This window comes from Mesorhizobium sp. M1A.T.Ca.IN.004.03.1.1, assembly GCF_003997555.1.
In the GTDB taxonomy this organism is placed as follows: Bacteria; Pseudomonadota; Alphaproteobacteria; order Rhizobiales; family Rhizobiaceae; genus Mesorhizobium.
The window spans coordinates 1-242 of the sequence record NZ_RZTV01000944.1 but is presented as its reverse complement, the minus strand read 5'-3'; the positions used below and the strand labels follow the sequence as shown (position 1 = coordinate 242).

Genomic DNA, 242 nt, shown 5'->3' with positions numbered 1-242 from the left:
GCGATGATCGCCGTCATCATCGCTTTTTCGTGGAAATATATCGGCTATAATTTCATCTTCTTCCTTTCAGCGCTTCAGGGCATCCCGCGTTCGCTGATCGAAGCGGCCGCCATGGACGGCTCCGGGCCGCTGCGCCGCATGTGGGACCTCCAGCTGCCGCTGCTGACGCCGACCTTATTTTTCCTGCTCGTGATCAACATCACCGAAAGCTTCCAGGATTCCTTCGGCATCGTCGACGTCAT

At 56.6% G+C, this 242-nt stretch carries 1 protein-coding gene; it reads left to right on the top strand.

Annotation, left to right across the window (positions count from 1 at the left end; all coding sequences use genetic code 11):
* A partial coding sequence (locus tag EOD29_RS34465; protein WP_127248901.1) for an ABC transporter permease subunit occupies nucleotides 1-242 on the top strand: 242 nt, incomplete at both ends.